Raw genomic sequence first — 25593 nt, 5'->3', positions numbered from 1 at the left:
TTTATTTATTCAAACTTGCAATTTCCTGCTCAATAGCCCGCCGTTCGAGGCTATTGGGCGGAAAAGATTCAGACATCTTCTTAAGCTCCTCTGCCCTTGTCTGTTCTTTTTTTTCTTCCGTAATGAGCGGTACATTTTCATTTTTCTTAATCACTTCAACTCGTTTAGCCAGGCTTGCCTTCTTCTGTTCGGGGCGGTTATGTGGCACGATAGCCCACTTATGTGCAGGCAAAGCTTCCATGCTTTGGGGGAAAAACTTCAAATTTCTGTAAGTTTCAAAAACGTCACCGAGCAAAGTTCTTTCTTGACCTGAAAGCTGCTTGGTATTCTCAGAATTTGTAAGATACTCAGTCAGAGAAATATTATTGAAATAACTACTGCCATTCTTCTGTATAAAATCCTTTATCCAATTAGCTATACTCGGCTCAACTGCCTTCCCGTCAATATTAATGTTGCTTGCTGTCAACCTCTCCTGGTTTGTAACAAGTCGTTTGACTAACTCATCCTTAAAATCTGCCTGATGATTTAAAAGATAAATCAGTCCGGCATTGAGCGAAGACAAGGTTTCAGATGAGCTAGATTTTATCACGTCGACAAAATTGAAGGAAAAAAGTTCCAATGAAGCTGAAGCTTCGCTTTTTAAATCAATAGTTTTTTCATATTCATCCATATACTCATCCAAAGCATCCAGCAGCTCTTCTTCTAATTCATTATTGAACTCCTCAAGATAAATCGCATACTCATCTTCATGACCTCCAATTTTAGCAAATTCCTGCTTTATATTTACATTTTTTAAAAATGCAGATAAGGGCAGCAATAAAACCCCAAAAAAATCTCTCAATAAATCACCCTGCTTCTCCCCAACGGCTGAAAAAAATTTTGATTCTATTTTTTTTGGCAACTTTGCCAAGTCAAAATCATCGACCGCTAAATCCAACATCAATTCATTTAATGAACCTGCTGCAAGATTATATTTTTCTGCTAAATCTGCCACCGCTATCACCAGTGACTTCGATTCAAAATAAAACTGGACCTCTTCGGGATATTTAGAAATCTTGCTGAAAAAATTAGAGATATTTGTATTCATATTTTTATTAAGGAATCTGATTCTGATTTTGAGGCGGGTTCGGAGCAGCAGGTTGTCCGACTCCCAGATCGGCTCTCATCTGCTGCGCCGCAGCACTGTTGCCATTGATATAAAGCCTGACGTTTTGCGAAAGATTATTCTGATCACCCCCGACCGCTGATCTTATGGCGTTGGTTTTCGCAGGGTCAGACTCCTCTTCGAATATTTCCTTGATTTGCTTGACGCTCAAACCTTGCATGAATCGTGTTGCCCCAGCCTGATCATTTCTAAAGGCTCTTTGGATATTCGTTACAAAAGCCAGTTTTGCCTTTGCCTCATAAGTAGTATTTCTATCAAGAGCATCGATAAGCGCTTGCTGTTTGGCAGGGTTAAGATCTTTATACTCTTTAACGAACTGCCCATTCTTCATGCCCAAGGCCAATTGATTTATTGAGTCACGCAAGGCATCCACACCCAGATCTTTTAACTTGACGTCGCCACTTGCAAAATCATCCTGAATCGAAAGCTGAGCCCTGCGTGCATCATCCTGTTTTCCTGGAGTTTGGTCTTGGGCAGTGTGCCATCCGAGACTAGCGCCTTTATAATTCTTATCAACAATAGCTTCGAAACGGCTGTTGATTTTCTTGTCGGCCCATGGCTGAGCTGCAGCATCTGGAGCGACATTCGGTCCTCCTAATTTTCCTTGGAATATGTTGCGGTATCTGTTAACGTCCTGTTGGCTGAGCAAATGACGGTCCATTGCTTCCATGACAGCTGCCAGCCTAACAAAAGCACTCTTGCTTTCATCATTGATATTTGCCAAAACAGTGCCGTGATTATCATCCTTCATGTCTCCCTTGGCCTTAGTAATCTGTTCAATTCTAAATTTAGAAACTAAATTGCCGTCAGTCTTGCCAGCGCCCTTGAACCTTTTGCCCATTTCACCAAGTGATCCATATGCCATCGGGGCAGCAGCTACCGCACCAAGACCAGCTGAAGCTGCCAAGGCGCCGCCAGCTAGGGCTGCACCGCCGGTAGCCGCACCAAGTGTTGCGGCTAAGCCGAGTTTACCCAAACGATCAAATCTCTTCTGTCTAGCTTGAGCAGACTGAGCCAAAGACTCTCGACGATCCATGTGCCGCTGAAGAGTAGCCTGCCTTTGTTGTATCACTGGAGTTAACTGAGCCTTGAATTGGTCAGTCTTAATAAGCTTCTCTTTTATTGCGCCGTCCTCAAAATAGCGCCCAGTATTATCAGTCCAGCCCGTCCCGGTCCGGCCATACCTTTCGTTACCTATGGTCACCGTACGTTGACTCATCATGTTAGATGCAAGGCGATCTTTTGCCTTTTCAAATGCCAAGCCCTTGCCTTCATTCAGTTCTTGCATCTTAACCCGATCCTTATTGTTGGTGTCACGCAATTTCTTGGCACTATTGCCGCCGAATCTACCCCACTGCTCAGTTGCAAAACCGCTCACCTTGCCAACTGTCATTTCTTTTGCTTTGCCAACACCATAAGCCATCTGATTGGCCTGCAGCTGAATTTTTTCCGTTCTGGCACCCTCTTTAGAGGCTCGGTACTGTGAATAGTACTCCTTTGCAGCGCTGATACGGGTTACATCTTGGAAGCCACGATTAAACTTGTTGCCAGCCCAGGCCTGACCGCTCTTAATCTTATTAGTGCCCCAGTTGACAGCCTTGGCGCCTGCGCCACCCACAGATTGGGCAGTAATAAGCCCACCCACCATCATGCCAAGCATGATAATAAACTTCTGTAATTCACCTGTACAAAACATACCACTAACGCCGGCGCAAACCTCTGTGCTGCTGGCCGATAATGACATGGTGCTGGAACTTGCTGTTCCAAAGGCCAATGCTAGCCACAGGAAAAAAGCCAGCACAGGACCGACAATAAGCTGCTTAATGAAGTCAGTCCAAATCTGTTCGGTATATTTGCCGACTGGCGGGAAGGCCCAGCCCAGGAACACAAAAGGTGATAAAATAGTATAAATCCAAAGCATGACAATACGTATAACTAGAACCGCAAGAATGACCATCACCATTATCAATGCAACAGCAGCTGCAAATACGGACAAAACCATAGCAACGACAGTTCCCCATTGAGTAGCCGCGCTCGAGTCCTTATCGTTCATGTTAAAGGAATACCACTTCTGCACTCTGAACGCATCCATGAACCAGCCGCCCCCATTCTTAAAGGCGACCACAAAGGTCAACATGACGATCTGTGAAAAATCAATCAACAAGCCGAAAATAGTCTTGGAAAAATTAATCAAGATAGCCATTATAATCAGCTTGGGCAACAGCCGTTTAGCGCTGTAATTCTCTATTCGCAAAATCGTCGCAAAAGCGATGATCAAGAAAATCAGCACGAAGAACATATTGCACAAATCACGGATAATGACCCACCCCTCCCTAACTGCCGGAACATTGATTATGTCGCTGTACAGAGCAACCTGGACCAAGAGGGCTGCCATGGCCGTTAAGGCCAGGCCGAAAACGGTGGTTAGCAAATAAGCAAAAATACCCACAACCGTAGTAACGGCAACGCCGACTGCGCCAAAAACCGTACTCAACTTATCCTCACCAGAGACAGCATAAACATGCTGTCCCAAGAATAATGAAGCACAGAACAAAAGAAAAACGACTGCCTTGATTTTATGATCTTTCAACTTTTTTATAGCTTTTTTCATTTTGTCGTGTTATCTCATTAAGTCCCACAATGACTTGAAAAATTCCCACCCGTTTTGCTGTATCGTTTCCCATGGACTCGTGATAAGTTGGGCTAGTAAGTAAAGCCAGAAACAGACGAAAGCCAATATGGCCAAAATCAACAAATCAAAAAGGATAAGCTGCATCGCTTCAACCAAAAACAACCCGGTACTGGCGGTCTTGCCAGCTGTCCCCGTCTTGCCAAGCGACCACTCCTCGCCAAGCTTGCAAAACATATTCGGACCAAGCACCATGCGCAGAAAAACGTGGATATTGATGTAAACCAGCCCCAGAAGAAAGCCGACGATCGTGCCTTCGCTCATCCAGGCAGCGCGCAGCAGCCTGGCGGTAGCGAATTTAACGCCTTGACTTGCCGTTTCCCCACCTCCACTGGACAGCTTGTTGGCTGCGACCTTACTGATTTGATCTTCTTGTTTTTTGGCCAACAGACGCCTTTGGCGCAATGACATCTCCGGTCGTTCAACAACTGACTCCTCGGGCTCGACACTGTTACGCTCAGCCGCTTGCGCCAAACGCAAATCCAACGCCGCTTGTTGTTGATTTAATTCTAACATCTTAATTCGAGAATACCGATACCACAGGACCTGTTGCGGTGAGGCTTTCAGTGCCCCAGTTATCCATCAGAATAACTGTCGGCCTTAATGTATCAGACACACCATCGCCATTAGTGTCACCGCAAGGATCGGTCGAGCAGCCTTGGATATCATTATATTCATAGCGATGCGTGACAACATGGGGGTTATTAGCGTTCGGTCGATCGCTGAATTCACCCGTAACAACCGTATCAGGCTTTCCGTCACCCCAAACAATCTTGTAATATACGACTGGCAGTTGGTTGACGTCAACATGGGAATTGAATGTCAATATGACATTATCCCCCTTGTGAACAACACTCTTATCTACCAGCACATTGTCGACTGTAGGTCTGATGCGGCAATAGTCATTGGTCACGGCAGGAACCCAGGCTGGTCTTGGGGAGGCGCAGAAACCTGCTGCTGGATCGTTGTTGATGTCCCAATTTTCAACCGGATTGTTATCTTTCTCATAATGTTTAGTAGCAGGATTCCAAACCCACACGCCATAATTCTTAGCGAACATGCGCTTCAAATTTTCCAAGGCCGGGTAGGTCTGAGCTGCTGTTCTGGCAACCTGAGGAGCTGCTACTGGCCAATCTGGCTGCGGCGTGATTACACACTCTTCGCCATATTCACAGGCATACTCCGGTGAGGTCCAGGTTCTGGCATTTGGGTTGGTTGTCGAGGCTGACGACGGGTAAATCATTGCCAAGTTGTCAGAGGGGCCGCCAGCTGCGGCTGTGGTAACGTTGGTCACGCCTATAACCACAGTGTTGCAGGACGCCGCTCCCACAGGACCGCTACAAACACCCGGGTCGCAGTAGGCACTGGCAGCATTTCGGCAAATTGTAGCATTTGCAGGAGCAGGACCAGGCAAGCCAGTAGGCTGCGATATGCAGTTACAGCCAGCTGTACTCTGAGGAGTACAGGCAAGGCCGGTGGCAATCCTAGTACACTCAGTTGACATAACATTCACTGGAACTACCTGAGTATTTTCAGCCGTATAACAAAGATTTGGAGTTGCGTAGGCGGCGCCAGAAACGGTACCGGCGGCTCCTAGGGTTGCGCATAAATCAATAGGTTCTGTAACAGTGGTTAATGAAACACAAGTTCTGCCGCTATCGGCGCAATGACCAACCTGGGAACACTTTGCACCAGTACAGGCATAGGGCGAGCCAGCCCTGACTTCCTGACTTTCCGGCAACTTGAATGAAATCGGTTGACGGCCGGTCTTAGAGTGGCCATCCCAATCATACGGATTGTCTTCGGGGCTTGGCGGCACAGCTGAACCGAAGGGTGCATCATCCTGCTTGAATTGGTAGCCGAGACCAAGCGGAGAATATCTCGAATCCTCACCTAACCGGCCAAGCCAAACCTTGTTTTCCCCGGTCTCGCTGACGGTCTGATAGAACTTCTTACATGGCAGGAAGTCATATTTACTCGGATCAACCAACTCGCCATCGCTAGTGCCCGCCACAGCCTTGCTCATATCAAGAATTTTTACACTATTATCGATTTCGGTTGTCACCGGACCAGCCAGCCCTTGCCACTTGAGCAGGCTGCCGTTGAATTGATACCAGGCTCCGCCAGACCACTCGTTATTAGTCTCGCCAGCATTGCTGACAACATATTTCCTCGATGCTGGCAAACAATAGGTATAATAATGCTGAGTACAGTCCGTATCCCAAAAACCGCAGCTGCAATCTACTTTCGCTGTCTGGGTCAGGTAGCCCGCTCCGGTCGGACAGTAGGGTCCACCAGAGGCCGAGGTGCCATTGTATCCCAAGATGTCGAAGCCGCCTAAAATTGACCAGCCTCCGGTCGCGCCGAGAATCAAGGCATTGAAGAAATTTCCCCAAAAACAAGCCTTGCTTGAAGTCTGGTGCAACACCATTGCGGCCGAGCGCTTCTCAACATAGCGATAATTACCATCAAGCTCTGCGCAATAATAAGCTGGGAATTTGCCATCGTAACCCTTAAAGGTATTTTCTTTGCTGAATGGATCACCGTTAATCTTGTCTACTGGCCACCAAAGCAAGCAGGCATCCTTAGAGCCTGGGTAACGGTCTTTTTCCAAGCAGTAGCCATACCAGCCATTATATCTAATGCCCATGGAGTCCTGATACTGGCAAGACTTCGCCTCAGATTTAGGGTATAGGCGGCAAGACTGGGATGTATATTCATTCTGACGAGACTCCAACACCGGTTTAACTTTGACATCGTCGACAAAGAAATTGCCCTCCATGCCATTATCTGCTGAGAAACGGACCGATGCTCTGGAACAATTGTTCGGAATCTGCACTCTGGGCGACATTACTTGGTGCCACAACTCACCGGGGAGTATTTGCCTGTCGTCCATCTGGATTTCAATCATGGCATTATCCGTACAGAAAAATCGCATATGCACCCGATCCGCGTTGTCATCACCCTTCAGCCTGGCCGTATTTGCCATGGTCTGCAAGACATAAAACTCTCCGCCCTTGACCGTAAATGAGTTAGACGTAATTTCGTGCCTGACACCCAACTTCAATATGCCGTTGCCTTCAGGAGCGCTGCCAACACCTTCATTCTGGACCCCTGCTACCGTATTGATCACCTTGAAAGATTTTTCATCCCAAACGTCATTCGAATTATAATATTTCCAACCAACAGGATAGCCATCATCGCCAGCCAATTCCATGTTGCCATTATATACATTGGCTGCTGCACCGTATTGGATCATCGAGCCGAAAGGAATCTGAGCATCTGTCTGTCCGGCCTGATTTTTACCGACCTTCGCATAGCCGCTGATATTGCCGACCTGGCTTGCGCTTAGCAAGCCGCCGCCAAGATTGGGATAATTATAAGTCTGATTATTCCTGTCCTTGCTAATGGTGCCGTTACAGCCGCCATCAAACCCGAATTGATTGCAAAGGGCGATATCCAGACATACATTTTTGTCGTTTCCATCCTGATCTTTTAGGGTGACTGATGATCGGCAAGACAGCCACTTGTCACAAATGCGGTCTGGGGCTACTTTCAGAAGAACATTGGAATCCCTTTCTAATCCGGCGTTAATCGAAGGTGTACTGCTGCTAGTATCAGCGTCATAATTGAGGTTCAAAACAGATGCTCCATCCTGACTGCGTTTGTTGAACAAAACGCAACCTTGGCTTTGATCAACTAAGCCATTACAGCCCGTTGCATCAAGACCTTTGTCTAGCTGATAATCGACAGCTGCTTTATAGAGCCCCAGGTCCAAATTAGTGACCACGCCAGCCGGCACGATGCTAATCTGGCATTTGATTGAATTATTAGAATAGAAGGCTAGGCTCGTCTTAACTGGATTTGCCCCCAAATTAAGAGTAATAGCAGCCTGTGGAGCGTTTAATGTGTTGGTGTTGGCGCTCAGAAGACTGACATTAGACCCGCCTGAAGCCGACGTGCAGTTGCCAACAGTCACGCTGCTTCCAGCATTACCGGTTCCGCTCAGGATATAAAGAGTGTTAGCATCCAATTTGACACCCTGGACATTTCCCGGCCAACCATCACGATTAGGCTCATCGGCCAGATTTATGTTCTGTGCAAAATCATTGTTAAAGATTAAATTCTGGTTAAAGCTACTTTTCGGATCAACCAATTCTGTGCAGCTCGACTCTTCTGCTGGACAGAGGCCAACCCAATTGGTACCCCCGACATCGCGTGTCGGCTGGGAGGTACGCTGGCCGGTTCCGATTCCGAAGGTCTTGGGATTGATTCCGAAGTCGGTTGAACACAGATGGTCGACCCTGTCCTCGCTGCAAGCAGACCGGCAGACTCCCTTGTCACAGACATTGTTTTGCGGGGCTGGGGTGGCGGGGTTGCACTGGCTGCTCTGCGTACACGCAACACCGACATAGCCAGGAGCCGCGGAACAACCGGCATTATCTGCGCACAACGCCCCTTCACCGCTTCCATCATTATTGACGTCGCAACGATTAACTCGTTTCTTGTACCAGCTATAGACATTTTTCGGTCCGGGACGCCATTCGCAAGCCAGGTCGTAAGGGTTTTTGAAATAGCTTACGCTATCATCAGAAGAATACTCATCGCAGCTCAATCCAGGATAGTCGCACATCGCAGTCTTGTAATTGTCCGGATTATTTTTCAGATAGACATCCGAGTGGAGGCGTTCGCCGGAATAGTCATATGGCTTGCCCAAGCGCTGGCAACCGACATCTTCGGATTTGCATAATTTTTTCTTGTCATAAACTGCATAAATATAATTATCAGCCAAAACCGTGAGGTCATCTTCTGTCTGAGCCGTGCCGGTATTGAAGTTTTCTGATTTTGGATTAGTTGAATTATGAATATCAACCATCAGCTCGCAACCGATCGCATCATCCTTGCATAAATATGAAAACGATCTCAGATAATACGTTAGATTGTCCCTATCTTTATACTCGTTACAACCAAGCATATATAAAGGATAAGGCTTTTTGTTCAGGTCCTGATTGCAGGTCTCGGGGGTGTTCCAGGAGTTCTTAAGCAAATAGAACCTGTTGGAAATTTCGGAGAGCTTGATGTTGTCGACAAAGAACTCGGCCGGCACATCGGCTTCGATGATCAGATTAATGGGGTCAATAACGGTCATGTCAGAAAGGTTTGCTCGATACATCTGCCAATCGGCAGTAAGCGCCCCAATGCCGATGAAATCGACATTGGCCGCGGCTGCATTAGTTGAACGGACCTTGAGATTGACTGGCGTCCTAGTCTTAGCAATCAAAGTTATGGCATATGAACTGCCGGTAAGCATAGTCGAAGTCGGCATGGCCAAAACTACGCCCTGGTTATTCGCAGTTGTCTTAACATAAAGCGAATGTCCGCCCATATTTATTGACTCCGTACTCAAAATTGGAACATCGGCCCCGTTGAAGCTGGCCCAGCCCTGCAATGTGCTATCTTCAAAATCACTATTAGATAATATCTTGACCGTTTGTCCTGTATTTCCGGTATACTCGCGGCAACCATTGGCGGCGGCCGAGCACTGGGTTCCTTGGCCCGGAATCGCTTGATAGATACAAGCTCCCTGCTGCGCGTTCCAAACACCACCATTAATGCAAACTGCACACTCAGTGGTGGAAGCATTCCAATTCTTATCAGCACCGACACAAGCTGCTTGAAGTGTTATCGATGGGTCGATATTGACCTCGGTTCGCCTATAAGGATGGCAGTTGGAGTCCTCGCTTATAGTCTGACTGTAAAGATGGTACGATTTAACACCAGCAGTATTATAATATTCGCGACAATCAGGATTGTAGCCGGGGTCAGTCTGTTTCAATTGATAAATTTTCTCATTACATTTTGCCACTTCCAGCGCTCGTGTACCTGTAACTGCTGGGTCGCCAACATAATCAGCGATGTCGGGCGTTACCGGGTTGCCATCCAAATCAAGAGGCACATCATCTGTGTCGTCATCAGCCTTAAGGCTTACGACTTTCAACTGAAAACCTGTCTCGTTCGAGCCTTCCCAAGTGTAGAACTGGGTGCCACCGGAGGTGACGCACTGTCGGAGATATGAATAATACTCTGTCGCCTCGGCGCCACTGCCCAGCTTATCTAAATTAGTGAACTGATCGCAACCGTTAAGCTCGGCACTGCAAGACTTGGCTGTCTTAGGAATAAAGTAATCGGGGCGCAACGAATCAAAAGTAGTCTGCGATTGCAAATAAGTATCAAAGCCAACGCACTCTGCTACGCAGTAATCACCCGGTTTGACCTTGCCAGGAACAGGCAGCCCCCCATTAGTTGGGGTATATAGTTCGCAACCGACTTCTTCAAATTTGCAGCTTCGTGCAAAATCCTTGCACTCTGCTGGGTCGGCAACGCCGTCGCAACCAAGATAGCTCGGTGCATACTTCTCGGTAATAAGACCTGTTGCACCATAATCGCTATAAGGCGTGGCACCGATACTCTTCTCCATCTTGATCGCGTCAATCAGACAGCTTGAACCAGCAGGTGTATTGAATTCAAAATCGAAGCTCGGCCCGGAGCTTAAGAAGACGTGTGATAACGAGAATAACTGCCAAGTTCCGCCCGATTCGATCGATGCAGATTCTGTATTGGCTCCATCTTTCAACGAGATCGTGCTGCCGGCAGGACAGTTCTTAGAATAAAGCGAAATCGTATAAGACTCACCCTCTACATTATATTCACCGCCGACATAAGCTAATCCTGGTCCGGCGCTAAAATTCTTAGTCATGACGCCCGGGTTCAAAAGCAAACTGCTGAACCCAGAAAAAGCATCGGAAGATGTAGCGCCAATAGCACTCCAGGTGCCGTTGGCCAAATCTTCCTCAAAGCTTGAATTCAACAAAAGATTGGCTCCAAGACCGTCCCTGGCTCTAATAAAGGAGGTGCATCCTTCTGATTTTGAATCACAAGACTGGGCATCTCTATCCAAAAAGACCTTATTCCCAGTAGAGCTCGCTGTGCAGGAATATTTACCGGTTGAGAAATTATACGCGGTGCAATAATCAGTACACCCTGCATTATCGACTGTGCAGCCGCTATAATCCAAAGTATTCTTCAAATAAGAAACCGAGGCGCCATCTTCCTTTTTAAAAGTTTGGCAAGTGTTATACAAAGGTTCACAGGAATCGGTATTGAACTTCCATTTACGCCTCTCTTCGGTGCAGTAACCATAGTATTCACAAGAACCATCGGCCTTTTCCTTGATACAAGACTGCTCGTCGGCGCAATATTTATCATTCCTGACCAAGGTCGAGTCGTCGTCCGAGATGTTTTCCGGACCAGGCCCCTCTCGGCGGCAATAGTTCAGTGGTGCTTTTAAGAGCCAGTGCGGATCGACTAGACCCTGGCACCAAGCGGCAAAATAGCCCGGAAATTCATCATTCTGATCAAAACAAGCCATCAAATCAGCCAAGGTTTTAGGACCGACTCCGTTCGGCTTAGTTGAATCAAGGTTGTCCCTAATATACTGGGCGGCAATCTCCCATCCAACTGGCAAGATGCGGAATTTGCGCAGGATAAGCAAAGTTCTATAAGGATAAGCGTCGGTGTAGCGTGGTTCGACGCCATCGCTGCTAAAACCAACAACCTTTTCACCATTAAGATAACCGAGTCTGACAGCTTCAGCCACGGTCTTCTTGTCCAGAATGCCTTGCTTGAACTTCTCATCGATAACGCAGTTGGTCGGCCCTGCCCTGTCCGGTTTCGGACAAGAGCTCAGTTCGGACAATATATTGTAGTCTCCGCGAACATTGAACTGCGGTTCGACAATCTTGCGGAGCTGGTTCTTGGTAGCTGTAATACCTCCGCCAATTGTGGCGTCTGGCCCGGCACTAAAGTTACTGATCAGGCTATTCCAGTTGCCATAGCTGGAAGTATAGCTTTTACCCCCCAGCTTTTTCATCAGTTCATTAAAAGCCGTTACGGCAAGCTGATTAATAAAGACGTTGGCAGCGTCAACCAGCGCATAGCCAGTGTATTGGGTAATTGCATTAGCCTTCATGCCAGAGTCCAAAACATTTTTTCTTTCAACCTCTGATGCGATTGGTATGCCCAGCGCGCCGGAAATCTTCCCCGTTGGGTCGTTGACATATCCTTGACCCTCCTCTCGGGTTAATAGTTTTGAATATTTATCTTCAGCAATCTGTTGGAACATGCCCGTCTGCAAAGAGAAAGCCACTCCGAAGTCGTTATTATTCGGGTCGAATGAAGATTGTATCTTTTGCATAAAATCTTCACTAGTCAACTCATTTTCCCAATTACTGACAAGTTTTGTGAAGGTACAGGCAGGAGCCGATGGCTTAACTGACTGGACCAAACCTAAACCTATTTTCATCTGCAGGGCGAAATTCGGTTTGCAAAGATTGAACTTGGCATAGCCATTCTGTTTGCCAAGCTGTTCGACAAAAGTTCCAGCAGCATTATCGGCCACGTTGGTCAGGTAGGCGCCCCAGCCTTCGGTGTAAAACAACGGCTTCTGTCCATTCCCGCCAGAACCCAGCCAGGTGGCGGTGTCCATGGCAATCGTGTTAAGAGCCGAACGCATAGCCGACCCCAGGGCTTTGGACCCTCCAGCCAATATCACCTCTTCCCACAAGTCTTCCTGAAACCAAGACGTTAGCTGGTCCAATTTACGCTCAAAAAAACCCTTGTTGGTATCTTGAGCCAAAAGTGAGTATTTTTTATTTAAAGCTGGGATGTATTTGAGCTCTGGCGCTTGTATTTTTATTGCTGAAAAGTCAGGCACGGTCGCTTCCGCTTGAGTGTCGGCAGCCTTGTACGCTGGGTTTACTTCAAGACTTGGCGTCTGGAATGCACCTGCGGCGAAAATCGCCCTTATGACAAAAAACTGTCCCACCAACAATAGGAAGAAGATTATGGAAATCTTGAGTGCACCATTTTTTTTAGGGGTTGGCATAATGGTTATTTTCGCGTCTTATTGAAAATTCGAATTTATTGGCTGGTCAAGGACTGCTTATAGCTCTTCAGCAGGTCGTCGTCGCTCAACTGTTCCAACAGCTTAGGATCTGCCCCTGATTTGAGCAAGGCTTGGCGCAAAGCGGCAGCGCTCATATTACCCTCGAGCATACTTTTCATCTCCTCATCGGACAAGCCGCTCGATATCGTTCCTGGCTGGGTCTGTTTAGGGGCAGCGGCCGGGGAGGTCGTCGCATTCTGATCCATTATCAAAGCCGTAGATGAGGCCACGTCGCTGGCTGGAGCGGTTGGCGCTTCGCAATTTTTGCCTTCGGGACAATTCGGATTGCCGCCAGACTTAATTTCATTGCCGTCGCTGATGTTGTCGCCGTCCGTATCATCAAGATATGGCGAAGTTCCATAGGTATTAAGCTCATCGACGTCCCAAAGGCCATCGTTGTCCGTGTCTGTCTGTTCTGTTGTATTATTGTTGGTGACGTTACTATTTTCGGGCGAATTTTGGCTATTTTTCGGTTGGAATGGCTGGGCAATTCCTTGCCGTAATTGTGCTGCCCAGAGTCCGATCATGGAAAAGCCGATTAAAACCAAAATCGCCAGAAATAACTTCTGGTTTCTATTTATACTAGGGCGCACTGCTTGGGCCGGTTCTATCGGCTCAAGCTCTGGATTGTTGACCTCCTTAGAGTCCTCAAGCATGGGGAAATATTTATACACTTATTATAACACAAGCAAACAAAAACCACCAAGGTCACCCCGCTATTTTTTCATATCACCCTCCTGTGTTTAGACAAACCACAATCTATAAAGAACAAGCCACTGAGCCAAAGAAAGATCTTCGGCTCTCACCCTGCCGTCCAGTCCAACTTGCTCTATTTTTGCCTGTGCATCAGCCACAGGAACATGAAATCCAGCGGCCAGGTTATTCTTTAACATTTTGCGCTTAGCACTGAAGCCAAATTTTGCCAGACGGAAAAATTTCTTTTCATCGATACCGGACAAACCCCTAGTTTCCGTCTGCTGCTCGTCAAGAGATCTGATCCTGATTATGGCACTATCCACTTTAGGCGCAGGCCAAAAAGATTTAGGCGGAACATCGGCGATTATCTCCGGCTCGGCATAGAATTGCACCGAGAGTGCCAAAAGATTCATATCACCAGGCTTAGCCACGATCCGCTCAGCTACCTCCTTCTGTATCAATAATGACATCAGCACAGGCCGATGTTCGCTAGTCAAAAATTTGCGTAAAAAGAATGAAGTTATATTATATGGAAGGTTGGCGGCAATCTTATACTTGGTAGAGCTGCCTAAATTCAGTGATAATTTGGTCACATCTTCATTAACTATAGCCACATTGGAAATTTTTTGGCTTATCATTGCCATTTTTAAAAAATCGGCCAGCTTTTCATCTATCTCCACGGCAACCACTTGCTTTGCCCGATCTGCCAACCTGGCTGTCAAAAAACCCAAACCTGGCCCCACCTCTAAAACCGTGTCATTCTTATTAATTTCCGCAGCCTCAACCACCTTGTCATAGACATCTTCTTCAATTAAAAAATTCTGCCCCTTGGAGTGGGCAGGCTTGATGCCATAAGTCTGGCAAAGCTCTTGGGTTTTTTTTAGCAGGTCTATCATCTGCTATAACCAATTGAATAAATGCTTGAACGAATCAACCAAGCGCTGAGCCCGGCTGGCCGCCATGGTCGGTATACCGATAACTTGCGGCATGACATTACTGATGCCACCAGCAATAATGCCAGCCCCCATCATTGGAACAGTACCGCCCCCCTTATACATGAAGCCGGCCGGGACGCACATGAACATGGTCCCTTGCTGACCGGTAAAATTGATTTGTGTCGAACCATCACATGCCGCATCGCACAGGGCGCAGCAACATTTCCCGACACAGCTCCTAGTACAGCCCATCTGAACATAAGAAATCTTGCCGGCATCTTGCCAGGGCAACCCTCCAGTCGCACTGGCCACATTATTAAACTCCCTTAACTGAACGAGGCCGAAAATTACCAGAATCGCCCCGCTGACCGCAACTGAGGCCAGTGACCAGGCCAACAGCTTTTTATATGATGGCTTCATAAATATCATTCTATGGTTTATAATTCAATTATACCAAATATCCCATGAATAACCAGCACCACAAGCTAATAATTTTCGCCCTAGGCGCCTCTGCCATCGCTTTCGGCTATGCCGCCCATGCCGCTGAACTGCTCATTCTCAGGGTGGCGGGCCGCATACTTTTGCAAGTTGAAAGCCACGGCGAGGCCTGGTACGTCAATCCGCTTGACCAAAAACGCAGCTACTTAGGGCGCCCGACTGATGCCCTTGCCACCATGAAGCGCCTCGGCGTGGGCGTAACTAATGCAGACTTGTTTCACATTCCCGTCGGTCTCATTGCAGTCAACGGCAAGGATGGCGATGGCGATAAGCTGAACGACGATCTCGAAGAGGCGCTAGGCACTAATGCTCTCGACCTCGACACTGACAAAGACGGATTCTCTGATAAAGTCGAGATAGAAAAGCAATTCAATCCGCTTGGCTGGGGCAAGCTGTCTGTCAATTCTAGCTTGATTGAACGAGTCAGAGGCAAAATACTCCTGCAAGTTGAAAGCAAAGGCCAAGCCTGGTACATAAATCCGGTCGATAAAAAGCGCTATTACCTCGGTTCGCCGACTACTGCCCTGGCAGTCATGCGCCAACTCGGCCTAGGTATTTCCAACGCCAACCTTGAAACTATCACCATCGATTATTCCTACCTGACAATTGCCACCCACACATCCACCTCGACCAGCGACACGATTATGGCCGAGGCGGCCGAGGCAATCAGGACAAACAACCTAGGCAAAACCCTGTCCTATTTTACTCCATCAATGCAAAGCCAGATTTCTTACACCATGGGCTTCCTGAAAAACGACGGCCTATTGTCTTTCGCCAATATGCTTTCTGGCGCCAGAATAACCAGCGAATCGGCTATGCAGAAAATCTATTCGACCGATGTTTATTTCTCCCTGGGAGGCTACAAAGTTACTATAAACTTCTATCTAGACAAGCAGCCAGACGGAAAATGGCTTATCAGTAAAATATAGCAATATAAAAAAACAACCGCTTTCGCGGGTGTTTTTTTATGTCTATGCGGCTACGATATTTATCAGCTTATCCTGAACGTAAATAACTTTTTTTATCTCCTTGCCGTCAAGCCATTTCAGCACAGCCTGATTGGCCTCAGCCAAAGATCTGGCAGAAGTCTCGTCAAGGCCTGGCTCGACATCAACCATCTCCCTAACCTTGCCATTGACTTGGATTACCAACTTGACCACCTGATCCTTGGTCTTTTCAATATCATATTCCGGCCATGTTCCGAGCGCTACACTGCCCCCGCTGCCTAAGCGCTGCCAAAGCTCCTCGGCCAGGTGCGGCGCAAACGGAGACAACAAGACGGTAAATAATGAAAAATATTCCCTAGGAATTTCTTTTCTCTTTTCAAACTCATTCAGCATGATCATCAAAGCTGAAATGGCGGTATTGAATTTGAAAGCTTCTATATCTTCAGTCACTTTCTTAATGGTCTTGTGCATCAATGATTCCATGTCCTTATCTAGTCCTTCTAATGGCTGGGTGCTAATTTTCTCTTGCAATTGCCATGTCCTGTCTAGAAACCTGGTAATCCCGACAATGCCTTGAGTGTTCCAGGGTTTCATCTCTTCAAGGGGGCCCATGAACATCTCGTACATTCTCAAAGCATCGGCCCCAACCAAGGCGACCACTTCGTCAGGATTGACGACATTGCCCTTTGATTTGCTCATCTTGTTGCCGTCGGCGCCCAGAATTATGCCTTGATGGCGCAACTTCAAAAATGGCTCGTTGAAATCCACGTAACCCAACTTATGTAAAACTTTGGTGAAAAAACGGGCATACAACAGATGCAGTACCGTGTGCTCTGCTCCGCCCAGATAGACGTCGACCGGCAGCCAGCGCTTGAGCGCTTCATCGCTGGCGAAGAACTCATCATTCTTGGGGTCGGCATAGCGCAGATAATACCAAGACGAGCACACGAAAGTATCCATAGTATCGGACTCACGCCTGGCCTTCGCTCCGCAATTCGGGCAAACAACGTCATGGAAAGTTTTCGAACCGACCAAGGGCGATTCACCGGTCGGCTTGAAATCGACGTCCGTAGGCAGTATGACCGGCAAGTCTTTTTCCGGTACCGGCACGGCGCCGCAGACATCGCAATAGATGATCGGAATCGGTGCACCCCAATAACGCTGGCGGCTGATCAGCCAATCACGCAACTTATAATTTACTTTAACGCCGCCGTTGCCGGTCTCAACCAGCCAAACCGAGAGCTGCTTGCGGGCAGCCGCTGAAGCCAAGCCATCATACTCTCTAGAATTCACCAAGACTCCGTCATCGGTAAAAGCCGCCTCTAAAGCGGGGTTTCCCTCGCCCGATGAAATCACTTCGACTATTTTCAAATCATATTTCTTGGCGAATTCCCAATCGCGCTCATCGTGAGCCGGCACAGCCATGACCGCACCCGTGCCATAGTTGCCCAAGACGTAGTCGGCCACGAAAACCGGCACCTCTTCGTTGTTGAAGGGATTGATGGCGGTTATGCCTTCAAGGGCGATGCCAGTCTTATCCTTGGCCTCCATGCGGTCCAGGTCGGTTTTGGCTCTGGCAGACTCCAGATAATCAGCAACCTGCTGGCCGTTCTTTATGGTGTCATTCAAACGTCCGATCAGGGGGTGTTCGGGTGCCACCACGACATAGGTGCAGCCGAAAATAGTATCGACACGAGTGGTGAAAACCTTTATTTTCAGCTCGCTGTCTTTGATTTTGAAATCTATTTCTGCGCCCTCTGAACGGCCAATCCAATTTTTCTGTGCCGCCTTGGTAGATTCGGGCCAATCAACGTCATCCAGGCCGGACAATAGGCCCCTGATCGTTTTGCCTCCAGCTGTCTGGTCCTCTATGAAATCAGAAATCTTGAAAAACCATTGCTCCAGGTCCTTCTGCACCACCGAGCTGCCGCAGCGATCACAGACTCCGCCCTCGGCCTGCTCGTTAGCCAAAACCGTCTGACAGCTATCGCACCAATTGACCTTGGCCTTTTTCTTATAAGCCAGCCCATTTTTGTAAAACAACAAAAACAGCCACTGTGTCCACTTGTAGTACCCGGGATCAGAGGAATTGACTTCGCGCGACCAATCATAAGAAAAGCCCATCGAGTTGATCTGCCTGATGAACGTAGCGATAGACTCCTTGGTTGTTTCCGAGGGGTGAACTCCGGTCTTGATAGCATAATTCTCTGCCGGCAAGCCGAAAGCGTCCCAGCCCTGGGGATGAAGCACGTTGAATCCTTTTAGGCGGCAGTAGCGTGAGTAGATATCGGTCGCCGTATAGGACTCGACGTGGCCGATATGCAGCCCTGCTCCGGAAGGATAAGGAAACATGTCCAATATGTATTTTTTAGGCTTTTTTGAGTCATCATCAGCGGCAAATAAGCCGTTATCCAGCCAATATTTTTGCCACTTGGCTTCATTTTCAGAAAAATTATACTTTTCCATAGTATTTTAGGCTAATTTAAGCAAATATAATTACTAGGTAATTTTACCCTTATTGTGAAAATAGTCAAACCCTGATTTTCGAACGCTTGATAATCAATTTTTGCAATTCTTTGACCGAAGTACCTGCTACGCGCATCTTTGGGCGCCCCTTTTTCTGGCGGCGACCAGCTTTTTGCTCAACCATTTTTTCGGCCGTTTCATGATTTTGTTTGCTCATGATTATTATGGTATAATAAAAATACTTTTTATCCAAATGGCTCAACTTGATCCTCAAACAAATATAATAAATAAACGTCCGTGGCCTTTGCGCTGGTGGGCGATTTTATTATGGATTTTTCTGGCCCTAGTCATCACTGTTTTTACAGCTGCCTTTTTTGCCGCCAAAAATTACCAAAGCAAACAGCTTTCCAGTGTCGCCTCGGGTAACAACTACTCTGATACGGAAGGACAAGATAACTATTGGTTCGGCACCAGCTCGCCTAAGATAACCATAGTAGAATTCAGTGACTTTTCTTGTCCGAATTCGAAATCCAGCTTCTCAAAAATACGCTCGCTAGGTTCAAAATACCAAGACGACGTCAAAATAGTTTTTCGTGACTACCCTAACATCAGTGAACAATCTCTTGATTTGGCCTTAGCTGCGAGGTGCGCCGGACAACAAGGAAAATTCTGGCCTATGCACGACAAGCTTTTTCAGAATCAAGGAAAGATTGCCTCAACTTCAGACCTGGTCAAATTAGCCGAACAAGTCGGGGTCAAGCCCTATGGCTTTACCAAATGTATGGCGAGCCAAGGTGAACAATACAAGATATTGGCCAACCTGGAATATGCAGACAAGATCGGCGTCAAAGGCACGCCGACTTGGCTGATTAACGGTACCAAGGTTGATGGTGATTTGCCGCTAGACATCTGGCAAAAAATAATCGACGATTTAATCAAAAAATGAACCCTATGGTTATGAGTAAAAAAATATTCATCATAGTAAACGGCTTAATATTTCTGTCGACATTATTGTTTTTTGTAAGCCTAGCCGATAGCGCGTCTGCGACCGAGGTTAAATTCACCCCTCAAGTGCAGATTCCAGGACAGCCGAATCAAATCGATTTCACCAACGTCACGGACACTCGTCCAATCGCGGAGTACATCAAAACATTTTTCAAATATCTGTCCGGTGTCGCCGGCATCCTGGCTACTGTATTTATGATGATCGGCGGTGTAGTCTGGCTGACGGCAGGCGGCAGCCCGGATAAGATTAGTTCAGCCAAAACATATATCACTTCATCGATAACCGGATTGCTTTTAGCATTCGGCGCATATATTTTACTGGCGACGATCAATACTGACCTGGTTAATCTGCGAACGACTGGCATTGCCCAGATAAAAGAGAAGAAGGCTGACCCCAATACCGGCACCGGCGGAGAAGGCTGCTGTCCGCAGCAAGAAGGATGGTCAAGCTGCCAAGCAGGCGTTCCCAAAAGCCGCTGCCCCGATACCTGGATGTCCGGCGGCATGTGCAATACTACTACAAAAAAATGCGAGAACCCTTACGCTATCACGACCCAAAGCGGCTGCTGTCTCTTAGGAAAAGATGGCTCCGAATGGAAAGAGTGTAAATCAGCCAATGACATTTCAAGTTGCTCACAAGCCTCCCTTAACCCGACTTACGCTGGCACATATTCTTTCGAAGCAAACAAGATGTGCGAATTTTATACATCGTGGGCCAATGTCGTGGCAAGATGTAAAAATAAATAATGAAATACTCCCCAAAAAAAATCCTTCTCCTGTTTTTTATCATTCCTGCATTCTTTTCGGTTTTTTATCCTGCGCAAGCATCTGATGTTGAAATGCCGAACATCAAAAATCCCACTGATAGCTTGCAGATAAAAATTCCTGGAATGCAGCGTTTCAGCGAGCCGGCCCAGTGCGGCGACAACATGTGCAATAATTGGATTTGGGAATACATTGCCGGCCTCTACAACTACGCCGTTGCCGTAATCGGCATTATTGCTACTGTGGGCATGATGTTCGGCGGATTGCTTTGGCTTACCTCAGCCGGCAATGCCACGCGGATTTCCGAAGCCAAGGCATGGATCGGTGGCAGCATAACCGGATTAGTTCTAATGATGGCATCTTACACTGTGCTACAGCAAATAAATCCGGCTATCATAAATGGCACCTCTCTGGAAATAAAAATCATCGAAAAATATAACCTTGGCGACACCGAAGACTCTCTTGACTCTGGCATGACGACCACTGCATCGACAGCGAAGCTGCTGCAAAGCGGAAGCGTTGCTGATATTGTCGCCTCAGCTGTCGGGAAAGTCACCTACGGCTTGAACTCAACCATTAAGCCTGGCGATTGCTTCGGCAAAGGCGGCCAAGGGCCTAACGGAACAATCTGCTTTGACTGTTCAGGCTTCGCTGCATATGTCCTAAAAAGCAGCAAAAACATCAGCATTAACGGCGGCACTGGAACGATATTTTCCAATACCGCTATAAAAAAATATGACACCGGAACGCTTGGTAGTTTGCCAGAAGGAACGCTAGTTGGATGGAAACAAGGGGACAACGGAAAAACATTCGGTCATGTCTTAATTTCTCTTGGCAACGGCCGGTATGCAGACTCGCACGGCAACAAGGCAAGGACACCAGGGGGCGCTATTGGTATCTATACCGCTGCACAAGTCAACAAGATGTACGGCTCTAACGGTTTGCGAGTCAAACAATACTGATTATGATTTATTTTACCGCCTACGCCAATCAAAAATTCGATATCCTACAGAAGCATAAGGTTTACGTCATCAAGGAGCAGATACAGGACGCCATAAAATCTCCAGATAAAGTTTCCAAAAAGGGAAAATATTTTTCCGCTACCAAGGATGAATGGCGAGTAATTTATCAAAAGCAGGCCGAAGTCATCCGCGTTCTCACCTTTTACCCAGTAAAAGTCTAGATGGGACAATATGCAATACGACACTGAATCAAATATCGCCTGGTGGGAACTGGCAGCCGACCCCATTGCCCAAACCAAAGAATTCGGCAACCTCATTATCCACTTCTCTGCACTTGGTAAGCCGGTTCTCATAGAAATGCTCGATGCTTCTAAATTCCTGGGCGACTTTGAAAAAGCTAGTGCCAGTCCGAAGTTGAAAAAATTTCTCTCTACGCTCGATACTCAGTAAATCAAAAGACCTCCGATGAATCGGAGGTCTTTTGATTTAGTATCTTAAAGAACAGATAAACTAGTTCTTTTCTCGATGCTTGTAACCGGTGCCGGCCGGGATCAAACGGCCGATGATAACATTTTCTTTCAAGCCCTCGAGGTTGTCGATCTTGCCTGTAACTGCGGCCTCGATCAGGACCTTGGCGGTCTCCTGGAACGAAGCGGCAGAGAGGAAGCTGTCGGTCGAAAGCGAAGTCTTGGTCATGCCCAAGAGCAATTCATCGCCCTTAGCTTCAACCTTGCCGTCAGACACAGCTGCCTCGTTAGCGCGGTCGAAGATCGATTTCTCCACGACTTCTCCAGGCAGCAAGTCGGTTTCGCCGGCATCCTGCACAAAGACGCGGGAGAACATCTGGCGCGCGATTATTTCGACGTGCTTATCGTTCAATGGCTGACCCTGCGAAGAATAAACCGATTGGATCTCGCGGATGATATATTTCTGGGTCTCGATGCGGTTCCTAAGCTGATAGAGCTGCTGCAGGTCCATATTGCCCTCGGTCAGCTGATCGCCGCGCTTCACTTCCTGGTCGTTCTTGACCCAGACATTATAGCCTTTGGGGATAATATATTCCTTCACCTTATCCACTTCGCTGGTCACCTTGACGGCCTTGTCCTCGATCTTGACGGTACCGCTCTGCTTGGCAGTCATCACGACATCGCCGACAGCGAAAAGCTCATCGCCCTTATGTACGGTCTGGCCTTCCTTGACCAAAACCTTAGCCACGACCTTCTTGGCCTCTTTCTTATTCTCGGCCGCATCAGCGAATAGGTACTTCTCGGATTCGTGGCCGCGATGATATATTTTTAGGATCTTGACTTGAGGATTGGAAACGAGGACGGTCTTGCCGTGCTCATCTTCGATCGTGCGCTGCGCAGTCTCGATCTTGACCGTGCCATCGACATCGGAAATGAAGGCTTTGCGCTTCGGGCTGCGTGATTCGAAGATTTCTTCGACGCGCGGCAAACCTTGGGTGATATCTTCAAGGCCAGCCACACCGCCGGTATGGAAGGTTCTCATGGTCAGCTGGGTACCCGGTTCACCGATGGACTGTGCGGCAATGATACCGACAGCGGTGCCCATCTTAACCGGCTGGTTGTAGGCCAAATCGTAGCCGTAACACTTGGCACAGATACCCTTATGCATCTTGCAGCTTAATACGGAACGGATATTAGCCTCTTCGATCAACTCGCCTTTCATGTCATCGGCTTCCTGCTCTGTTACCAGAGTATCAGCAGCGAGAAGGACCTTGCCTTCAGCGTTCTTGAGATCCGAGGCCAAGAAACGGCCGACGATACGCTTCAGCAAGTCATGGCCGGACTCTTCGCTTTCTTTCTTGGTATAGACAATGCCCTTGGTGTCGCCGCAGTCATCAGACATGATGACGACATCCTGGGAAACATCGACCAAGCGGCGGGTCAAGTAACCGGCGTTGGCGGTACGCAAGGCGGTATCGGACAAACCTTTACGCACACCATGGGTGGAGATAAAGTATTCCAAAACGCCGAAACCCTTATTGAAGTTACCGCGGACCGGCAACTCGATGATGTCGCCTGAAGGCGAGGTCACCAAACCTTTCATACCGATAATCTGAGTCAGCTGAGCCCACGAACCGCGAGCGCCGGATTCGATCATCGAATAGACCGGGCCGTCGACCGGCAAGCCGGTCTTACAGAGGTCGGTGATCTTTTCCTTGACGTCGGTCCAGGTCTCAATGACCTTGCCGTAGCGCTCGCTGTCGGTCAGCAAGCCCTCTTCGTACTGCTCCTGGATCTTGTCGACCTTGTCGTTGGCCTCGCTGATCATCTGTTCGCGCTCAGTGAAGTCGGGCAGGTCGCCCATGCCCCAGGACAAGCCGGATTTGGTGATATATTTTAACGTAACATGCTTCAATTCATCGACGAAACGCACGGTGCGTTCCTCGCCGTAATGGCGTAAGCAATCCTTGATCAGATTCTTCAGCTTGCTCTTGCCGACTACGGAGTTGACGAACTGCAATTTTTCCGGCAGTACGTCGTTGAAGAGCAGGCGTCCGATAGTGGTGCGGATCATCTCGCCGTTGACGCGGACGCGGACCAAGTCATGCATCTTCAATTCGCCCAAGCTGTAAGCCAACTCAGCTTCAAGCGCCGAGGAGAAATTCTTGAGATATTTGTCTTCCTTCTCTTCGCCCTTGATGACAGTCATATAGAAAGCGCCCCAGACGATGTCTTGAGCCGGTGCGACGATCGGATCGCCGGTCGCCGGTTTCAAGAGGTTGTGAGAGGCCAGCATCAGGTCGCGGGCTTCGGCCACAGCCTCCTTGGTCAGCGGCACATGGACGGCCATCTGGTCACCGTCGAAGTCGGCGTTGAAAGCGGTACAGACCAAAGGATGGATTTGCAGGGCCTTGCCTTCGATCAAGATCGGCTTAAAAGCCTGGATACCTAGACGATGCAGGGTCGGAGCGCGGTTCAGGAAGACATAAGCCTCGGAAATGATCTTTTCCAAGATGTCCCAAACTTCGTCGTGTCCGGCTTCGATATAGCGGGAAGCGCTGCGGACATTGTGGACTATTTCTTTTTTGATCAATTGGCTGATGATAAACGGCTTGAACAGCTCGATGGCCATAGTCTTCGGCAGACCGCACTGGTCAAGATGGAGATTCGGGTTGACCACGATAACGGAACGGCCGGAGTAGTCGATACGCTTACCGAGCAAGTTCTGGCGGAAACGGCCCTGCTTGCCCTTGAGCGAATCAGCCAAGGATTTGAGCATGCGCTTCTGGCCGGTCGAAGCCACCACGGTCTTGCCATGGCGAGCCGAATTATCGATCAAAGCGTCGACCGCTTCCTGAAGCATGCGTTTCTCGTTGCGGCAGATAACTTCCGGAGCGGATAGGTCAATCAACTGTTTCAAGCGGTTATTGCGATTGATGACGCGGCGGTACAGGTCGTTCAAGTCGGAAGTGGCAAAACGTCCGCCATCGAGCGGTACCATCGGGCGCAGATCCGGCGGGATGACCGGGATGACAGTCATAATCATCCATTCCGGCCTGATGTCATTGGCCTGCAAGCTCTTCAACAGCTTCAAGCGGCGGACCAGGCGGGACTTCTTGGTCTCGTTGGCTTCAAGCATCTCCTGCTCCAGCTTCTCAATGGACTCGGCTAAGTCGATGCTGGCCAACAGGCGACGGATAGCCTCCGCGCCGATACCAGCTTCGAAGATATGGCCGTATTTCAAGCTCAAATTCTGATAGGTGCTCTCGGAGATGATGGCAAAAGGCTTCAGTTCCTTCAATTCCTTCTGGGCCTGCTCGAAGGCCTGGTTCAGAGCCTCGGTCTTCTCGTCGCGGATCTTGGTCAAGGATTCGATTTCCTCATTGATTTCCTGATCGATCTCCAGCTCGGTCTTGCCCTGCTGCAACAGCTTGGCCTTGCGGTTCTTGATCTCGTTGACCTGGTTGGCGAACTCTGATTCCAAAGACTTCTTCTTGGATTTGAATTCCTGCTTGATCTGCTCGATAGTCGCCTCCTTCAGCTCTTCGTTGACATCCATGATGATGAAGCTGGCGAAATAGACTACCTTCTCCAAAGCCTGCATCGACAGATCGAAAATCAAGCCGATCTTCGAAGAGATGCCGCGCAAAAACCAGATATGGGTTACCGGAGCCTGCAGGGTGATGTGACCCATGCGTTCGCGGCGGACGATCGAGCGGGTGACTTCCACGCCGCACTTGTCGCAGATGATGCCCTTGTAGCGGATCTTCTTGTAGCGCCCGCAGTAGCACTCCCAGTCCTTCGACGGACCGAAGATGCGCTCGCAGAACAAACCGTCCTTTTCCGGCTTCTGCGTCCTGTAATTGATCGTTTCCGGCCGAGTCACTTCGCCATGTGACCAGCCCATGATCGCGTCCGGAGAAGCGAGCTTGAGCTTGATCGCATCGAAGTCGGTCGTTTTGATAGGATTAAGCATAGTATGTCGAGTGTTATA

General features: G+C 48.2%; 16 protein-coding genes. 6 read left to right on the top strand and 10 right to left on the bottom strand.

Annotated features, from left to right (window positions below; all coding sequences use genetic code 11):
* Position 1 precedes the first annotated feature (1 nt).
* The 7 genes from HGA34_01995 to HGA34_01965 form a co-directional block, all read right to left on the bottom strand.
* The gene (locus tag HGA34_01995) at positions 2 to 1087 is read right to left on the bottom strand and encodes a hypothetical protein (protein ID NTW22300.1); all 1086 of its coding nucleotides are present in this window, start codon (positions 1085 to 1087) and stop codon (positions 2 to 4) included.
* Positions 1088 to 1094: 7 nt separating this feature from the next.
* Complete coding sequence (locus HGA34_01990; GenBank protein ID NTW22299.1) at positions 1095 to 3776, bottom strand: hypothetical protein; 2682 nt, start codon at positions 3774 to 3776, stop codon at positions 1095 to 1097.
* A 9-nt stretch (positions 3777 to 3785) separates the two neighbouring features.
* Positions 3786 to 4370, bottom strand: a complete 585-nt coding sequence (locus HGA34_01985) for a hypothetical protein (protein ID NTW22298.1) — start codon at positions 4368 to 4370, stop codon at positions 3786 to 3788.
* Between the two features lies 1 nt (position 4371).
* The gene (locus HGA34_01980) at positions 4372 to 12798 is read right to left on the bottom strand and encodes a hypothetical protein (GenBank protein NTW22297.1); all 8427 of its coding nucleotides are present in this window, start codon (positions 12796 to 12798) and stop codon (positions 4372 to 4374) included.
* A 35-nt stretch (positions 12799 to 12833) separates the two neighbouring features.
* Complete coding sequence (locus HGA34_01975; GenBank protein ID NTW22296.1) at positions 12834 to 13514, bottom strand: hypothetical protein; 681 nt, start codon at positions 13512 to 13514, stop codon at positions 12834 to 12836.
* 87 nt (positions 13515 to 13601) lie between these two features.
* Complete coding sequence (rsmA, locus tag HGA34_01970; GenBank protein NTW22295.1) at positions 13602 to 14450, bottom strand: ribosomal RNA small subunit methyltransferase A; 849 nt, start codon at positions 14448 to 14450, stop codon at positions 13602 to 13604.
* Positions 14451 to 14453: 3 nt separating this feature from the next.
* A complete protein-coding gene (locus HGA34_01965; GenBank protein NTW22294.1) occupies positions 14454 to 14909 on the bottom strand; it encodes a hypothetical protein in 456 nt (151 codons plus the stop codon).
* Between the two features lie 44 nt (positions 14910 to 14953).
* Here HGA34_01965 and HGA34_01960 point away from each other — a divergent pair, with 44 nt between their 5' ends.
* Positions 14954 to 15916, top strand: a complete 963-nt coding sequence (locus HGA34_01960; protein ID NTW22293.1) for a hypothetical protein — start codon at positions 14954 to 14956, stop codon at positions 15914 to 15916.
* Positions 15917 to 15958: 42 nt separating this feature from the next.
* Here HGA34_01960 and HGA34_01955 read toward each other — a convergent pair whose 3' ends face one another.
* Both HGA34_01955 and HGA34_01950 read right to left on the bottom strand, forming a co-directional pair.
* Positions 15959 to 18400 carry a leucine--tRNA ligase gene (locus HGA34_01955; protein ID NTW22292.1) on the bottom strand — a complete coding sequence of 814 codons (2442 nt, stop codon included), beginning with the start codon at positions 18398 to 18400 and terminating at the stop codon, positions 15959 to 15961.
* Between the two features lie 64 nt (positions 18401 to 18464).
* Positions 18465 to 18617, bottom strand: a complete 153-nt coding sequence (locus tag HGA34_01950) for a hypothetical protein (GenBank protein ID NTW22291.1) — start codon at positions 18615 to 18617, stop codon at positions 18465 to 18467.
* Positions 18618 to 18653: 36 nt separating this feature from the next.
* On the opposite strand from HGA34_01950, the gene HGA34_01945 reads away from it, so the two are divergent.
* Genes HGA34_01945 through HGA34_01925 form a run of 5 tightly spaced genes read left to right on the top strand, consistent with a single transcriptional unit; the run spans position 18654 to position 21582 of the window.
* A complete protein-coding gene (locus HGA34_01945) occupies positions 18654 to 19346 on the top strand; it encodes a thioredoxin domain-containing protein (protein ID NTW22290.1) in 693 nt (230 codons plus the stop codon).
* Between the two features lie 11 nt (positions 19347 to 19357).
* On the top strand, positions 19358 to 20152 hold the full coding sequence (locus HGA34_01940) for a hypothetical protein (protein NTW22289.1): 795 nt from the start codon (positions 19358 to 19360) through the stop codon (positions 20150 to 20152).
* The gene (locus HGA34_01935) at positions 20152 to 21132 is read left to right on the top strand and encodes a C40 family peptidase (GenBank protein ID NTW22288.1); all 981 of its coding nucleotides are present in this window, start codon (positions 20152 to 20154) and stop codon (positions 21130 to 21132) included. Before HGA34_01940 ends, HGA34_01935 begins: the two co-directional genes overlap by 1 nt.
* A gap of 2 nt (positions 21133 to 21134) precedes the next feature.
* On the top strand, positions 21135 to 21353 hold the full coding sequence (locus HGA34_01930) for a hypothetical protein (GenBank protein NTW22287.1): 219 nt from the start codon (positions 21135 to 21137) through the stop codon (positions 21351 to 21353).
* Positions 21354 to 21363: 10 nt separating this feature from the next.
* Positions 21364 to 21582, top strand: a complete 219-nt coding sequence (locus tag HGA34_01925; protein NTW22286.1) for a DUF2283 domain-containing protein — start codon at positions 21364 to 21366, stop codon at positions 21580 to 21582.
* A gap of 60 nt (positions 21583 to 21642) precedes the next feature.
* Here HGA34_01925 and rpoC read toward each other — a convergent pair whose 3' ends face one another.
* Complete coding sequence (gene rpoC, locus HGA34_01920; protein ID NTW22285.1) at positions 21643 to 25575, bottom strand: DNA-directed RNA polymerase subunit beta'; 3933 nt, start codon at positions 25573 to 25575, stop codon at positions 21643 to 21645.
* Positions 25576 to 25593 lie beyond the last annotated feature (18 nt).

This window comes from Candidatus Falkowbacteria bacterium (assembly GCA_013336275.1).
Classification (GTDB): Bacteria; Patescibacteriota; Patescibacteriia; order Patescibacteriales; family GWE2-39-37; genus JAAXUA01.
Note: the sequence above shows the minus strand (reverse complement) of the source record. Positions and strands in the feature narration are given on the sequence as shown.

What these genes read in the sequence shown, in the direction of transcription:
- HGA34_01955 (NTW22292.1), bottom strand. Translation starts at nt 18,400, where the DNA reads ATGGAAAAGTATAATTTTTCTGAAAATGAAGCCAAGTGGCAAAAATAT.
- HGA34_01985 (NTW22298.1), bottom strand. Translation starts at nt 4,370, where the DNA reads ATGTTAGAATTAAATCAACAACAAGCGGCGTTGGATTTGCGTTTGGCG.
- HGA34_01995 (NTW22300.1), bottom strand. Translation starts at nt 1,087, where the DNA reads ATGAATACAAATATCTCTAATTTTTTCAGCAAGATTTCTAAATATCCC.
- HGA34_01945 (NTW22290.1), top strand. Translation starts at nt 18,654, where the DNA reads ATGGCTCAACTTGATCCTCAAACAAATATAATAAATAAACGTCCGTGG.
- rsmA (NTW22295.1), bottom strand. Translation starts at nt 14,450, where the DNA reads ATGATAGACCTGCTAAAAAAAACCCAAGAGCTTTGCCAGACTTATGGC.
- HGA34_01965 (NTW22294.1), bottom strand. Translation starts at nt 14,909, where the DNA reads ATGAAGCCATCATATAAAAAGCTGTTGGCCTGGTCACTGGCCTCAGTT.
- HGA34_01960 (NTW22293.1), top strand. Translation starts at nt 14,954, where the DNA reads ATGAATAACCAGCACCACAAGCTAATAATTTTCGCCCTAGGCGCCTCT.
- HGA34_01950 (NTW22291.1), bottom strand. Translation starts at nt 18,617, where the DNA reads ATGAGCAAACAAAATCATGAAACGGCCGAAAAAATGGTTGAGCAAAAA.
- HGA34_01975 (NTW22296.1), bottom strand. Translation starts at nt 13,514, where the DNA reads ATGCTTGAGGACTCTAAGGAGGTCAACAATCCAGAGCTTGAGCCGATA.
- HGA34_01930 (NTW22287.1), top strand. Translation starts at nt 21,135, where the DNA reads ATGATTTATTTTACCGCCTACGCCAATCAAAAATTCGATATCCTACAG.
- rpoC (NTW22285.1), bottom strand. Translation starts at nt 25,575, where the DNA reads ATGCTTAATCCTATCAAAACGACCGACTTCGATGCGATCAAGCTCAAG.
- HGA34_01935 (NTW22288.1), top strand. Translation starts at nt 20,152, where the DNA reads ATGAAATACTCCCCAAAAAAAATCCTTCTCCTGTTTTTTATCATTCCT.
- HGA34_01980 (NTW22297.1), bottom strand. Translation starts at nt 12,798, where the DNA reads ATGCCAACCCCTAAAAAAAATGGTGCACTCAAGATTTCCATAATCTTC.
- HGA34_01925 (NTW22286.1), top strand. Translation starts at nt 21,364, where the DNA reads ATGCAATACGACACTGAATCAAATATCGCCTGGTGGGAACTGGCAGCC.
- HGA34_01940 (NTW22289.1), top strand. Translation starts at nt 19,358, where the DNA reads ATGAGTAAAAAAATATTCATCATAGTAAACGGCTTAATATTTCTGTCG.
- HGA34_01990 (NTW22299.1), bottom strand. Translation starts at nt 3,776, where the DNA reads ATGAAAAAAGCTATAAAAAAGTTGAAAGATCATAAAATCAAGGCAGTC.